The following is a 13,706-nucleotide window of genomic DNA, read 5'->3' as shown; positions in this document are numbered from 1 at the left end:
AAATACTGCGTCCTATACAAGATGGGCAGGCACCTATTGACCAAGTATACATATGATGCTTGTAAATGCGTTGAGGAGGATGCACCGTGAAGAAACGTTTCAGCTCTTATTCCCTGCCGCCGTGGGTCAGGCAAATTCGGCTTGTATCCGCGCAAGTGATTATCCCGATTACGATTTTCCAAGGTATCAGAACCATTTTCTTTCCGACAACCTTTGATGTCTTGCTGCTCGCAATATTGATTCTGTTAGCCTGTGCGCTTCATTTGGAATGGATATAAACAAACAAGTCCGCGCCAATTAAGACGTGGACTCGTTTTCCGCCTGAAATTTTTTCTCTTGTTCAATTTGATGGATTTTCATCACAAACGGCTCAATATTTTTCATTTGCCAGTATGCCTTTAATAAGTGTGTACATTCATCTTTTTCACGCCGTCTTTTCCCGGTCTGATAGCGGTTCAGCACTTTGTACACCGCTGCCGGATAAGCCATGTAACTGAGAAAAAGACTGATTTCAGCCTCATGCAGAGGAAATGCTTTCGTATATGCATAAAACCAATCGACACACTCCGGACAAGCTTTTGGAAAACCGCTGAACATTCGTGTGTAAAAGCCGAGCAAGTCGTTATGCGGCGGCCCCACAGACGCTCTCTCAAAATTCGTAAAGTATCCGGTCCCTGCATCATTATACAGAAAATGGTGAATAGACAGGCTGCCGTGGGTAATGACAACCCTTGAGGAGCCTTTTTCTTTTGCCGTTTCATACCAGTCCTTAATCCGCTCAAGCGCAAAGTTTACGGCGGAAATGGTTTCTGAATAATAGGTTACAGCCTGCAATTCAAAGGGGGAAAGGTACCATTCTTTCTCAGCTCTGTCTACAAACTGTTCATAAATGACCTTTTCATTTTCCCACTTTTTTCTCGTTTGTTCATAGTGGTGTTCAATGTCTTCACGCCTGACCTTGATTTCCTGCGCAGTTCTCTCGTGAAGGCGGGCTGTTTCTCTAAATAGATAGGCATGTTTCTGATCCCGCTCTTCCTCTTGGTCAAATTGGAGCCAAGGCATTAAGTAATAGGAGTCTCCAGTTTGTACGCCCCCGGAGAAAAACTCTCCCCCATTTGTTCTGTAAATGGGAACAAAGGAATGAAAGCCTTTTTCCTCAATTGCCACCATTTGATCTGTAAAATGTTTGCCGCGAACCGATTTCATTTTTTTCAGCGCAAATACCCCATAATCTGAATACACTTTCCACACACGAGAACTGACTGGCTCAATAAATTGAGCCGTCAGTCCGTATTCCTGAAGAACCGATTGGACATCTTCCATTCCATTCACCACATTTTCCGATCGCTTACGGCTTACGCATGGCTGCTGTTGTATTGAGGGATATAAAGAATCTGCCCTGCTTTCAATTCATCATCCAGCGCCAAAGAATTCATCCTGATCAGCTGCTGGGAGGTAATGTCGTACCGTTCGCATAAACGTTCAATGGTATCTTCCTGCTGAACAATACAGATTTTCATTCTAGAAAACTCATCCTCTTCTCTCGTAAAGAGTTTTGTTAAATAAAGAGAATTATGATTTTCCTTTGTTTCAGTTCCCTTTGTTTGAGCAGCAGGAACAGCCCCAGCAATAGCATCTGTTTCCTTCCTTTCAGGTTCGGAAGTGTCTGGCAGCTGGTAAGAATGAAAAGACGCCTCTTCCTCAGGTTCTTCAGGTGTAGGTGTTTTTCTCACTTCAATTTCAAAGCTTTCTTTCTTCTGCTCTTCTTCCTCCAGCAGCTTAGGCGCTGAATAAAAGGAATGCTCTTCTGAATCTTGTTCCGGCAGGAAGGTACGGTAGGCCGGCGTAAGCTCTTCTTCCTGAGATTCCTCTTCAGCACTTATCTTTTGATTAAAATGCAGGGTTGGAGCTGCTGCTTCTTCCTTTAAAAGTGCAGCTGGCGCTTCTTCCTGCTCTCTGCTTCCTTCTAAAGAAACAACGTCTTCACGTATAGTTTCCTCGACTTCCTCCGGTTGTTCTGCATCCTGTCGAGGTGCAGGCTCTATGTGATCCGATAGCTCCGATTCTGTTTTTTGGGATTCTTGACGCAGAGCATGCTCAAGAATAGGAGAATCTGGCTTTTCTATTTTTTCTTCACCACGCTCAGCCTCTTGCTGAAGCTCAGCTTCTACAGCAGGTGATATTTCCGCCGCTGAAACAAGCGGTTTTGACAGTTCAGCCTGCTCTTCTTCCGTCTCTGCTTTTTCGCGGATCTCTATTCCTGAAGCAGCCTTTGGGGAATCTGCTTCTATTGTTTCCGCTTCCTCACGAAGCTCTGCCTCTGAAAGAATGAGCTCCGGCGGCTTCGCTTCTTTCGCATTTATATCTTTGCTGTCCTCTGCTTTTAAAGCCAATGGCTCTGATCGCTCAGCTTCTTCCTCTTCATTTTCCTGTTCTTCACGAAGCCTCGCTTCCGAGACTAGAAGCTCCGGCGGCTCAGCTGGTGCTTCTTCCGCTTTTATACCGCCGCTGTCCTCTGCTTTTAAAGCCAATGGCTCTGATCGCTCAGCTTCTTCCGCTTTTATACCTTCGCTGTCCTCTGCTTTTAAAGCCAATGGCTCTGACCGCTCAGCTTCTTCCTCTTCATTTTCCTGCTCTTCACGAAGCCTCGCTTCCGAGACAACAAGCTCCGGCGGCTCAGCTGGCGCTTCTTCCGCCTTTATATCTTCGCTGTCCTCTGATTTCAAAGCCAATGGCTTTGACCGCTCAGCTTCTTCCTCTTCATCTGCTTGCTCTTCACGAAGCCCCGCTTCCGAGACAACAAGCTCTGGCGGCTCAGCTGGCGCTTCTTCCGCCTTTATATCTTCGCTGTCCTCTGATTTCAAAGCCAATGGCTCTGACCGCTCAGCTTCTTCCTCTTCATCTGCTTGCTCTTCACGAAGCCTCGCTTCCGAGACAACAAGCTCTGGCGGCTCAGCTGGCGCTTCTTCCGCCTTTATATCTTCGCTGTCCTCTGATTTCAAAGCCAATGGCTCTGACCGCTCAGCTTCTTCCTCTTCATTTTCCTGCTCTTCACGAAGCCCTGCTTCCGAGACTAGAAGCTCCGGCGGCTCGGCTGGCGCTTCTTCTTCGCTGTCCTCTGCTTCTAAAGCAAATAGCTCTGGCGGCTCAGAAAAACCTTCATCAGGAGCTTCATAGAGAGGAATGTCTTGCTCTCTGTCTGCTGTGTCATCAAGAAGGCCTTCTATTGCTAAATCAGCCTGGATCGTCAGGATGCGCGAGTCTGTTAGTTGATAGTCAAATGCATCAATAAACACAAAAACTTCATGTAAATGACTGACTTTATTTTTCGGGATGGTAATATCGACAGGAAAACAATGAGTCAGTTCCGCAGTTCCATCCTCTCTCGTTCTGACCTCTTCGACAAACCGCTTATCGGTATAAAACTCTTCAGTATTTTTGCTCTGATCTATGTTGTACTCACCTGTAAGTTCAAGCGATCCTCTGATTGAAACGTAATCATTTACTTCCTGAACCCTAATATCAGGATCTAATGAAATGGAAAGCAGTTCAGAAACTTCCTGTCCTTTTTGGAAACAGATCGATTCTTCTACAGAAAATTGCAATCGATGATTTTGCGGCAAGTTCATATCCTCCTTTCATCTAATCCTTAAAATTAGATGTCACTAAAGGTGTATGTATGAAATGGAGAAAATATGAATGGGGAAGCATAGAAAAACCGGTACAAGGATGTCCTTGATACCGGTTTTTATCGTACTTATCCGCGGCTGATCTCAGCGAATACGTTCTCAGCTGCCTGAATTGTTTTTTCAATATCTTCATCAGTATGAGCCGTCGAGAGGAAAAGCCCTTCAAATTGAGACGGCGGAAGGAACACACCTTCGTTTGCCATTCCTTTATAATACTTGGCAAACAGCTTCAAATCCGATGCTTTGGCTGTTTCATAATTGATGACAGGTTCATTTGTAAAGAAGAAACCGATCATTGAACCTGCGCGGTTAAAGGTATGCGGAATACCGTGCGCCTCTGCCGCTTTTGATATGCCTTCTTCCAGCCTGTCACCTTTTTTCATAAAGGTCTTGTATGATTCAGGCGTGAGCTGCATTAATGTTTCGAGTCCAGCCGTCATCGCAAGCGGGTTGCCTGACAGCGTACCTGCCTGATAAATCGGACCGCTCGGAGCAATCCGCTCCATAATTTCGGCTTTACCGCCATAAGCGCCGACAGGCAGTCCGCCCCCGATTACTTTTCCTAAGCAAGTCAGATCAGGCGTTACGCCGAAATAGCCTTGAGCGCATTTGTAATCGACCCGGAAGCCAGTCATGACTTCATCAAAAATCAGCAGCGTGCCGTACTGTTCAGTAATATCACGCAATCCTTGCAGGAAGCCTTCTTGCGGCGGAACTACTCCCATGTTTCCGGCAACCGGTTCTACGATGACGCCTGCAATATCTTCACCGAACTGTTGGAATGCAAGCTTTACACTTTCTAAATCATTGTACGGAACGGTGATGGTGTTTTTCGCTATTCCTTCAGGTACGCCCGGGCTGTCAGGCAGACCGAGTGTTGCCACTCCTGAACCCGCTTTAATCAGCAGAGAATCTCCGTGTCCATGGTAGCAGCCCTCAAATTTTAAAATCTTATTGCGGCCTGTATATCCTCTTGCCAAACGAAGCGCGCTCATGGTCGCCTCGGTTCCCGAGCTGACCATCCGTACAATTTCTACTGACGGCACTCGGTCAATGACGAGCTTCGCCAATTCATTTTCCACCTCAGTCGGAGCTCCGAAGCTTGTCCCGTATTCAGCCACTTTTTTGAGGCTCTCTACAACGCGGTCATTTGTGTGTCCTAAAATTAAAGGCCCCCATGACAAGACGTAATCAATATACTCATTTCCATCAATATCATAGATTTTAGAGCCTTTTCCGCGCTCCATAAAAATCGGGTCCATGTCTACCGATTTAAAGGCGCGAACGGGGCTGTTTACACCGCCCGGCATGAGTTTTTGCGCTTCTTTAAAAGCCGCTTTTGATTTTTCATAGCTTCTCATCTGCCTCAACTCCTGTCAACTGAATAAAATTACTCCGCAAGCCATTTTGCTGCGTCTTTTGCATGATACGTAATAATCAGGTCGGCACCCGCACGCTTCATGCTTGTCAAAATTTCTAAGACAATCTCTTTTTCCTTGATCCAGCCGTTCTGAGCTGCAGCCTTCACCATAGAATACTCTCCGCTTACATTATAAGCCACAAGCGGCAATGTAAACTCATTTTTTACATCCCGCATGATATCCATATAAGAAAGTGAAGGTTTCACAATCAGGAAGTCCGCGCCTTCTTCAACATCTGATTGGGCTTCACGGAGTGCTTCCAGACGGTTGGCAGGGTCCATTTGATACGTTTTGCGGTCGCCAAATTGAGGCGTGCTGTTTGCTGCATCACGGAACGGACCGTAAAACTCACTTGAATATTTCACGGCGTAAGACATGATCGGAATATTGATGAAGCCTTCTTTATCTAACGCTTCTCTGATAACCGTCACAAATCCGTCCATCATGTTAGAAGGCGCAATGATATCCGCTCCGGCTTTTGCTTGGCTGACAGCTGTCTGTGCCAATAGCTCCAAGGATTCATCATTCAGGATCTGTCCGTCTTTGACGAGACCGCAATGTCCGTGATCTGTATATTCACATAGGCATGTATCAGCAACGACAACCATCTCAGGGAAGTGCTTTTTAATTTCGGCAATTGCTTCTTGCACAATCCCGTGGTCATGGTAAGCTTGCGTTCCGCAATCATCTTTTTCTTCAGGTATGCCGAAAACAATGACGGATTGAATTCCGAGACTGACCAGCTCAGCCACTTCATCCTTTAATAGATCTAAAGATACATGATAAACATCAGGCATTGAAGGAACAGCTTTTTTTCCTTCTAAACCTTCAACGACAAAGATCGGATAAATAAAATCAGATGGATGCAGACGAGTTTCTTTCACCATCTCTCTCATTGCTTTTGATGACCGCAAACGGCGGTGTCTGTTAAATGATTGACTCATATTCTATCTTCCTTTCTAGACATGCGGCACATTAAATCAAGCATGCCGTCAATTGTAAATGTATCAGGCATATACGACGTGATTCCGTACGACAGCAGAGCGTCCCTCGTTAGCGGTCCGATGCTGATGCAGGCCGTCTGGTGCGCCGGCCATTTTTTTATTCCTTCTCCCAGAACATGCATAAATGTATGTACGGTTGATGAGCTTGTAAATGTCATATAATCAAATGAATACTGATTCGCGGCATTTTTTAATTCCTCGATGCCATCTTCATCAGGAACAGTTTCATATACGACCCATTCCTTCACCTCAAAGCCAAGAGGCGCAAGCTCTGTTTTTATCACATCGCGAGATAAATTGCCTTTTATGACTGAAATTCGTTCTGACGGTTCGGCATGCTGCTTAAGAGCGTCCGCCAATTGTTCTGCAATATAGTCATGAGGCATTACATCAACCGATACGTTGTACGATTCTAAACGGCGTGCGGTTTTTTCACCAACAGCCGCAATTTTTTTATGACCGGGAACAATAAGCTGATTTTCTTTCAGATAAGAAAAAAAGAAATCCGCTCCATTTACACTCGTAAACACAAGCCAGCCGGGTATGGTTAGATCTAGTCGCACCTGTTCCGCCAGATCATTCGGCAGAGCTCTGCGAAACGTGATCAATGAGGCCAATACCGCTTTTCCGCCAAGCTGCTCCACTTTCTGCCGAAACGATTTTGCCTGCGTCTTATTTCGGGTGACAAGCACTGTTTTTCCTTTCAAAGGAAAATCATTTACCATTCTCATCAAGCTCCCGTTTTACGCGATCGATTAAATCTTTAGCGCCTTTATCAGTCATGAGAGCCGCACAGCGCTTACCGACTTCCTCCGGATCGTTTCCGGTGACGGTTTCTTTGAAAATGATTTTTCCATCAGGCGAAGCCACAAGCCCTGTCAGTTCAATTTCATCCTGGCCGTTTATCACCGAGTAGCCGGCGATCGGCACCTGACAGCCGCCCTCCATCGCGTTTAAGTAGGCACGTTCTGCCAGTACAGTCCGTTTTGTGTACTCATCCGTAAACTGAGAAAATAACGTTAAAAGCTGTCGATCGGATTCGCGGCACTCAATTGCAAGAGCGCCTTGGCCAACAGCCGGAAGACAGCGCTCAGGCTCAAGAAATTCAGTTACGACATCCTGCTTCCAGCCCATTCTGGAAAGCCCTGCTGCAGCTAAAATAATTGCGTCATAATCTTCGTTTTCCAGCTTTTGAAGTCTCGTATCTATATTACCTCTAATCCATTTAATTGTAATGTCAGGACGCTCAATCAAAAGCTGCGCGCTTCTTCTTAAACTGCTTGTGCCGATTACAGCACCTTCCTTCAATTCAGAAAGCTTTACACGATTCTTTGAAATAAGAGCGTCACGAGGATCTTCCCGTTCAGGAATACAGCCGATCACAAGGCCTTCAGGCAAAACGGCAGGCATATCCTTCATGCTGTGAACAGCCATATCAATGTCTTCGTTTAAAAGCGCTTGTTCGATTTCTTTGACAAACAGCCCTTTCCCTCCCACTTTTGACAGGGTAACATCAACGATCCGGTCACCCTTTGTGACGATTTCTTTTATGTCAAAAGCAAAAGAAGGATTGATTTCCTTCAGTTTGCGAATCACCCATTTTGTTTGGGTCATAGCGAGTTTGCTCCGTCTGGAACCTACTTTTATCGTTCTCATTTTTTCTTTCCTCCCGAATCTGCTTGGGCACATTATTTAACTGAACCAATGGAATTGAGACAGGCTTCCGAGCAGGAAATAATTGATCATCAGCACGAGAAAACAAGCCGTATTCCACAGTGCGGCGACCTTCCCCTGAAGCTCTTTAATCAGCCTGATATAGAGATAATAGCTGTACAGAAGCAGGACGACAAACGAACCAAGCACTTTGGCGTCGAACCAATACAGCGTTTCTAGAGACACATACGCCCAAATGACGCCAAGAATCAAACTCAGCAAAAGCATCGGAACTCCGATGACATTCAGAACATACGCCATATAATCAAGCTTAGACAAATCTTCTATTCTCAACAGCCACTTTCCCCATTTTTTCTTTTTTAACAGATGATATTGAAACAAATAGAGCACAGAAAATACAAAAGAAAGGGAAAAAGCGCCGTAAGAAAGAATCGCCATTGTAATATGAATCACTAACAGCTCCGATACGAGCTGACCCGAAAAAGCCGCTGACTGCTGCTCCGTCGGTGAAAATGTATGAATGGCGATCATAGCAAACCCTATTACATTTGTAAAAAACACAATAAAATCAACACGCAGCAGCTTCGTCAGTACAAGTGACAGTGTGACAAGCACCCAAGCATAAAAATAAAGCGCCTCCGTCACATTTAATACCGGAAACCGCCCCGTCACCCACATAAAGTAGGCTAAATACACGGTTTGCAGAGTCCAGACAATAGAAAGCAACCAGAAGGCCATTTTCCCAGCCTTCCGGTTGTGTTGAAGAAAATCTATAAAATAAAAGAGTACACTTAATGCGTAAATGACGATTGTCCCTTCATTAAGTCTTGCCATTGCAGTATCAATCATTCAGCTTTCACTCACTTACAAGTGGGGCAAACCCCGCTCTTGATTCAGCCTTCTTATAAGAATGGACCTTTTGGCTGCCTTCAACGCTTTTGATCATTTGCCGGCCCGCAGCTTCTTCTATATCAAAAATCTGCTTAAACAAAGCCAGCTTTTCTTCAGAATCAGCCTCTGCCGCCAGTTCTTTCACCTTTAATATCGGGTCGCGGAGCATTTGATTAATGATACTTTTCGTATGTTTATTCAAAAGTTTTTTCTCTCTTGTCGTCAAATGCGGCAGCTTCCGTTCGATGCTGTCCATCGTTTCAGACTGGATTGCCAGCGCTTTTTCACGCAATGCGGAAATGACGGGCACTACACCGAGTGTATTCAGCCATTGTTTAAACTCCACAATGGTTTCTTCGATTAACAGTTCAACCTTCTCAGCGGTTTCTCTCCGCTCTTTCAGGTTCGCTTCTACGATCCCTTCAAGATCGTCTATATCATAAAGGAAGACGCCTTCTAGATCGTTTAAAGCGGGATCCAAGTCTCTTGGCACGGCGATGTCCACCATAAATAAAGGACGGCCCTTGCGAAGCTTATTCGCGTTTTCCATCATTTCTTTAGACACAACAAAATCACTCGCACCGGTAGAGCTGATTAAAATATCGGCTTCTGCAAGCGCGCTTTCAAGCTGATTTAAGCTTCGTGCTTCACCGGAGAAACGGTCTGCAAGTTCTTTCGCTTTCAAGTATGTTCTGTTAATGACGGTCACTTTTCCGATTCCCTGTCCGTGCAGATTTTCGGCTGCAAGCTCGCCCATTTTTCCTGCACCAAGGATCAATATATGCTTGCTTGAAAGGTTTCCGAAGATTTTTTTCGCAAGCTCAACGGCCGCATAGCTAACAGACACTGCATTAGAGCCAATGTCTGTTTCGGCGTGAGTCCGTTTACCCACTGTAACCGCCTGCTTAAACAGCTCATTAAAAATCGTGCCGATCGTTTTTTCTTGCTGAGCTGTTTTGAAGCTATCGCGCACCTGGCCGAGAATTTGCGTTTCACCGATCACCATAGAATCCAATCCGCAGGCTACACGGAACAAATGCTCAACAGCCGCATCGCTTTCATAAAATCTTAAAAACGGCGACAGGTCTTCTTTGCTTAAGTGAAACCAGTCAGCTAAAAATTTCTTTATATAATAACGGCCGGTATGGAGCTGGTCGACTACCGCATAAATTTCAGTGCGGTTGCAGGTAGATACGATGATATTTTCGAGAATGCTTTTCTCTGCTTTTAGCTGCACCATCGCTTCTGCAAGCTCATTCGGCTGAAAACTTACTTTTTCACGTATCTCAATAGGGGCGGATTTATAATCTACTCCCACAACAAGTATATGCATAGCTTTCCTTACACCCCCAACACCCAAACTTTAATTTATAATCATTCTAACATAGAATTCATTATTTATAATAATTATAACATAGTTTCTTTCGCAAATTGTGAACAGATTTCAAAAATCTTGTGCTATATTAGAAAAAGCTTCACGAACAAAATATGTTCCTATTGACAATACCAAAAACAGCAGAAACTTACTCAAAATCAGCTCTAGAAAACAAGAAGGTGATATGCATGAAACAAAAATCAATTTTATTTCCTTGTCTGCTGCTCGCCGCATCCGTTTACGCATGGCTTGAAAGCGGCCAAGCCGAACTGTTTTCAGGTCAGGATCAATGGCCTGTTCTTCTTATGCTGTTAGGCGCATCCTTTATATACCAAGGAAAAAAAGAAGCTGTCTCCCCCCATTTCTTTATCGGCTTGCTTCTCTTCGGAATCGGTTTGCACTTTTTCGCTAAGCCAAAGTGGACATGGTGGCCGGATGATTTTGAAATGCTACTCTTCATGGTCGGCTTCTCACTGCTCGTTTCAACCGTTCAGAAAAAAGAATATGTATATGAATCTGTTTCGATGATTTGTTTTTCCCTGTTTCTTTACTTTTTCAAACAGATTATGGCATGGCTCGAGTCTGCGCATGTTCCCACGGCCCTGCTGAAAGAGTATTGGCCATTTGTATTTATCGGAATCAGTTTATTGTTATTATTGATAAAACGAAAAAAATCTATACGATAAATAAAACCGGCAGAGAGTATTCTCTACCGGTTTATCATTTTTTTGATCACTCCCCAAGCTTCGTCTTTCCCCTTTTTCGTTTCTGAGGAGAAGAGAATCAGCTCGTCTTCCGGATCAATATTTAATGTCTGTCTTACAACCTTCGCGTGTTTGTCCCATTTTCCTTTCGGGATCTTATCGGCTTTTGTAGCGATAATAATAACAGGAATGCCGTAATACTTTAAGAATTCATACATCTGCACATCATCATTAGACGGTGCATGCCGCAAATCAACGATCTGCACCACTGCTTTCAATTCCTCGCGTGTCGTGATGTAGGTTTCAATCATTCTGCCCCAAGCTTCACGCTCGGATTTTGACACTTTGGCAAAACCGTAACCCGGTACATCAACAAAATGCAATTCGTCATTAATAATGTAGAAATTTAATGTTTGTGTTTTTCCCGGTTTTGATGATGTTCTCGCAAGATTTTTACGATTAATCAATGAATTGATAAAAGATGACTTTCCAACGTTCGATCTTCCGGCCAGTGCAATCTCCGGAAGCCCCCCTTCAGGGTACTGTTCAGGTTTAACTGCACTGATTACGATTTCTGACTTTGTGACTTTCATTTCTTCTCTCCTACTAAGGCATGTTCCAAAACTTCGTCTAAGTGGGATGCCAATATAAAGGTAAGCCCCTCTCTGACGCTTTCTGGAATATCCTCTATATCTTTTTCATTATCTTTAGGCGCAATAATGGTCGTCAATCCCGCTCTATGTGCCCCGAGTGCTTTTTCTTTCAGTCCGCCGATCGGAAGCACGCGTCCGCGAAGCGTAATTTCGCCAGTCATTCCGACTTTACGCGATACAGCCCGTCCTGTTAAAGCAGAAACAAGCGCAGTCGCCATTGTGATACCGGCAGACGGACCATCTTTAGGCACCGCACCCTCAGGAACATGTATATGAATATCATACTTCTCATGAAAGTCAGGTTCAATGCCAAGTTCTTCTGTTTTTGAACGCACGTAGCTGAAAGCCGCCTGAGCAGACTCTCTCATGACATCGCCAAGCTTACCCGTCAGGATCAATTTTCCTTTCCCTGGAGAAAGCGATACTTCGATCGACAGCGTATCTCCGCCGACAGTTGTATAAGCCAGCCCCGTGACTACGCCCACCTGATCTTCCGTTTCTGCTTGTCCATATCTGAAAATTCGTTTTCCGATAAAGTCATGAAGATTTTTCTCCGTAACTGTAATCCGTTTTCTATCTTCAGAAACAATGGCTTTTGCGGCCTTGCGGCAGATGGCAGCAAGCTGGCGTTCGAGGTTTCTCACACCTGCTTCTCTCGTATAATAGCGAATAATATCAAGAATGGCCTGATCACGCAGCTGCAGGTTGCTCTTTTTGAGCCCATGCTCCTTGATCTGCTTCGGAAGAAGGTGATCTTTCACAATTTCAAGTTTTTCCACTTCTGTGTAGCCCGCAATATTAATGATTTCCATTCTGTCTCTAAGCGGTCCCGGGATTGTCGCTAAATTGTTAGCCGTAGCGATAAAGAGCACTTTTGACAGATCAAAGGTCTCCTCAATGTAGTGGTCGCTGAAGGTGCTGTTTTGCTCCGGATCAAGCACTTCAAGCATTGCGGATGACGGATCGCCTCTGAAATCAGAAGACATTTTGTCAATTTCGTCTAGTAAGAAGACCGGATTCAGCTTGCCGGCTTTTTTCATGCCTTGAATAATACGTCCCGGCATTGCCCCGACATATGTCCGTCTGTGCCCGCGAATTTCTGATTCGTCGCGCACCCCGCCAAGTGAAATTCTGACAAATTTCCGATCCATACTTTTAGCAATCGATTTGGCCAAGGACGTTTTTCCGACCCCTGGAGGTCCAGCCAAACAGAGAATCGGACCTTTTAAGGATTTTGTCAGCTTCTGAACAGCCAAATACTCTAAAATACGCTCTTTCACTTTTTCAAGTCCGTGATGTTCTTTGTCCAAAAGATGTTCAGCCTCTTTTAAATCAAGCTTATCTTCTGTCTCATCCGTCCATGGGAGAGCGACCAGCCAGTCAATATAATTGCGGATAACAGAACTTTCGGCAGAACTGGACGGAATTTTTTCATATCTGTTTAATTCCTTAAGAGCCGTTTCCTTCACATGTTCAGGCATACCCGCTTCTTCGATTTTTTCGGTCAGCGATTGAACTTCACCTGTTTTGCCTTCTTTATCGCCTAGCTCTTTTTGGATCGCCTTCATCTGTTCGCGCAAATAATATTCCTTTTGCGTACGCTCCATTGAACGTTTGACACGCTGGCCAATTTTTTTCTCGATCTCAAGCACTTCTTTTTCATTGTTGATAAAATCAATGACCTTATTCAGTCTGTCTTTGACATCGGCCGTTTCTAAAATATCCTGCTTATCCTTTAGTTTAAGAGGCAGGTGAGAAGCAACAATGTCTGCCATTCTGCCCGGCTCTTCGATATCAGTAACCGCGGCATACGTTTCGGCTGAGATTTTTTTAGAAATTTTTATGTACTGATCAAAGTGGTCCAACAAAGTCCGCATCAGCGCTTCGTCTTCTGTATCTTTTGAATCATCTTCATGGATCAGCTGAATGTCTACCGATGTATAATCCTCATGCTCACTGTATTCAATGATCTGGGCGCGCTGTATGCCCTCCACCAGAACACGGATCGTACCGTTCGGAAGCTTCAGCATTTGTTTAATTTTCGTATAGGTGCCGACAGTAAAAATTTCGTCTTCACCCGGTTCGTCTATCGAAATATCCTGCTGAGTAGCTAAAAATATCATATGATCATGCATCATTGCCTGTTCAAGGGCCTGAACCGACTTGTCACGTCCTACATCTAAGTGCAAAACCATTGTCGGGTACACTAATAAACCTCTTAAAGGGAGGAGCGGGATGCTGCGTTTTAATTCTTCTGCCATGTGACTGACACCTCCGTGACTTTAGTATGAACCA

12 protein-coding genes are annotated in these 13,706 nt (G+C 44.6%); 2 read left to right on the top strand and 10 right to left on the bottom strand.

The genetic code is table 11. The annotated features are described in order from the left end of the window. The first annotated feature begins 86 nt into the window (after positions 1-86). Complete coding sequence (locus tag ACQVGS_RS07140; RefSeq protein WP_024122364.1) at positions 87-278, top strand: YszA family small membrane protein; 192 nt, start codon at positions 87-89, stop codon at positions 276-278. A gap of 19 nt (positions 279-297) precedes the next feature. On the opposite strand, the gene cotN is transcribed toward ACQVGS_RS07140, so the two are convergent. The 8 genes from cotN to hemA form a co-directional block, all read right to left on the bottom strand. Beyond that, positions 298-1,323, bottom strand: coding sequence for a spore coat protein CotN (gene cotN, locus ACQVGS_RS07135; RefSeq protein WP_263463215.1), 1,026 nt, complete (start codon positions 1,321-1,323; stop codon positions 298-300). Positions 1,324-1,355: 32 nt separating this feature from the next. Beyond that, positions 1,356-3,623 carry a LysM peptidoglycan-binding domain-containing protein gene (locus tag ACQVGS_RS07130; protein ID WP_316961082.1) on the bottom strand — a complete coding sequence of 756 codons (2,268 nt, stop codon included), beginning with the start codon at positions 3,621-3,623 and terminating at the stop codon, positions 1,356-1,358. Between the two features lie 134 nt (positions 3,624-3,757). Then, positions 3,758-5,050, bottom strand: coding sequence for a glutamate-1-semialdehyde 2,1-aminomutase (hemL, locus tag ACQVGS_RS07125; protein ID WP_127696687.1), 1,293 nt, complete (start codon positions 5,048-5,050; stop codon positions 3,758-3,760). 29 nt (positions 5,051-5,079) lie between these two features. Further along, positions 5,080-6,054, bottom strand: a complete 975-nt coding sequence (gene hemB, locus ACQVGS_RS07120; protein WP_024122369.1) for a porphobilinogen synthase — start codon at positions 6,052-6,054, stop codon at positions 5,080-5,082. Next, positions 6,051-6,839 (bottom strand): uroporphyrinogen-III synthase, encoded by a 789-nt coding sequence (gene hemD, locus ACQVGS_RS07115; protein ID WP_127696686.1) that lies wholly within the window; start codon positions 6,837-6,839, stop codon positions 6,051-6,053. Before hemD ends, hemB begins: the two co-directional genes overlap by 4 nt. Then, on the bottom strand, positions 6,829-7,770 hold the full coding sequence (hemC, locus tag ACQVGS_RS07110) for a hydroxymethylbilane synthase (protein ID WP_255004761.1): 942 nt from the start codon (positions 7,768-7,770) through the stop codon (positions 6,829-6,831). The genes hemD and hemC overlap by 11 nt, the downstream gene beginning before the upstream one ends. A 36-nt stretch (positions 7,771-7,806) precedes the next feature. Beyond that, positions 7,807-8,637 carry a cytochrome c biogenesis protein gene (locus tag ACQVGS_RS07105; protein WP_010335178.1) on the bottom strand — a complete coding sequence of 277 codons (831 nt, stop codon included), beginning with the start codon at positions 8,635-8,637 and terminating at the stop codon, positions 7,807-7,809. Between the two features lie 7 nt (positions 8,638-8,644). Then, positions 8,645-10,012, bottom strand: a complete 1,368-nt coding sequence (gene hemA, locus ACQVGS_RS07100; protein WP_044156696.1) for a glutamyl-tRNA reductase — start codon at positions 10,010-10,012, stop codon at positions 8,645-8,647. A 230-nt stretch (positions 10,013-10,242) separates the two neighbouring features. Between hemA and ACQVGS_RS07095 the strand changes: the two genes are divergently transcribed. After that, a complete protein-coding gene (locus tag ACQVGS_RS07095) occupies positions 10,243-10,740 on the top strand; it encodes a hypothetical protein (RefSeq protein ID WP_101863440.1) in 498 nt (165 codons plus the stop codon). A gap of 23 nt (positions 10,741-10,763) precedes the next feature. Here the strand turns inward: ACQVGS_RS07095 and yihA are convergent, their stop codons facing one another. Continuing rightward, entirely contained in the window at positions 10,764-11,351 is a 588-nt protein-coding gene (gene yihA, locus ACQVGS_RS07090; RefSeq protein ID WP_024122374.1) for a ribosome biogenesis GTP-binding protein YihA/YsxC, read from the bottom strand. Then, positions 11,348-13,672, bottom strand: coding sequence for an endopeptidase La (gene lon, locus ACQVGS_RS07085; protein ID WP_127696682.1), 2,325 nt, complete (start codon positions 13,670-13,672; stop codon positions 11,348-11,350). Before lon ends, yihA begins: the two co-directional genes overlap by 4 nt. Positions 13,673-13,706: the final 34 nt, after the last annotated feature.

The sequence above is a fragment of the Bacillus sp. SD127 genome (genome assembly GCF_058566445.1).
Note: the sequence above shows the minus strand (reverse complement) of the source record. Positions and strands in the feature narration are given on the sequence as shown.

What these genes read in the sequence shown, in the direction of transcription:
- hemD (WP_127696686.1), bottom strand. Translation starts at nt 6,839, where the DNA reads ATGGTAAATGATTTTCCTTTGAAAGGAAAAACAGTGCTTGTCACCCGA.
- ACQVGS_RS07095 (WP_101863440.1), top strand. Translation starts at nt 10,243, where the DNA reads ATGAAACAAAAATCAATTTTATTTCCTTGTCTGCTGCTCGCCGCATCC.
- yihA (WP_024122374.1), bottom strand. Translation starts at nt 11,351, where the DNA reads ATGAAAGTCACAAAGTCAGAAATCGTAATCAGTGCAGTTAAACCTGAA.
- hemB (WP_024122369.1), bottom strand. Translation starts at nt 6,054, where the DNA reads ATGAGTCAATCATTTAACAGACACCGCCGTTTGCGGTCATCAAAAGCA.
- lon (WP_127696682.1), bottom strand. Translation starts at nt 13,672, where the DNA reads ATGGCAGAAGAATTAAAACGCAGCATCCCGCTCCTCCCTTTAAGAGGT.
- ACQVGS_RS07105 (WP_010335178.1), bottom strand. Translation starts at nt 8,637, where the DNA reads ATGATTGATACTGCAATGGCAAGACTTAATGAAGGGACAATCGTCATT.
- cotN (WP_263463215.1), bottom strand. Translation starts at nt 1,323, where the DNA reads ATGGAAGATGTCCAATCGGTTCTTCAGGAATACGGACTGACGGCTCAA.
- hemC (WP_255004761.1), bottom strand. Translation starts at nt 7,770, where the DNA reads ATGAGAACGATAAAAGTAGGTTCCAGACGGAGCAAACTCGCTATGACC.
- hemA (WP_044156696.1), bottom strand. Translation starts at nt 10,012, where the DNA reads ATGCATATACTTGTTGTGGGAGTAGATTATAAATCCGCCCCTATTGAG.
- hemL (WP_127696687.1), bottom strand. Translation starts at nt 5,050, where the DNA reads ATGAGAAGCTATGAAAAATCAAAAGCGGCTTTTAAAGAAGCGCAAAAA.